A 203-nucleotide genomic window follows, 5' to 3' on the forward strand; every position below is an offset into this window, starting at 1 on the left:
TCTGCTCTACCGGCGGATTAGTGCCGGTGTAGACGTTGTCCGGGGCAGTTACGGTAATCGAACCGGTGGTGCCGTTGGCCGGTACGGTGATGACCGTTTTGCCGTCACTCAAGGTGAAGTACAACGGCGCGTGGTTATCGATCGGCAAGCCGTCTTTATTGGTCAGGGTGACGGTATAGGTGATCTCGCCGCCTTCGGTGACC

General features: G+C 58.1%; 1 protein-coding gene. It reads right to left on the bottom strand.

The genetic code is table 11. From position 1 onward, the window contains the following. Window positions 1-203, bottom strand: a 203-nt coding sequence (locus HU750_RS27700; protein ID WP_186683405.1) for an immunoglobulin-like domain-containing protein, incomplete at both ends; no start/stop codon positions are given.

Source organism: Pseudomonas sp. SWRI50 (genome assembly GCF_014269095.1).
GTDB lineage: Bacteria > Pseudomonadota > Gammaproteobacteria > Pseudomonadales > Pseudomonadaceae > Aquipseudomonas > Aquipseudomonas kermanshahensis.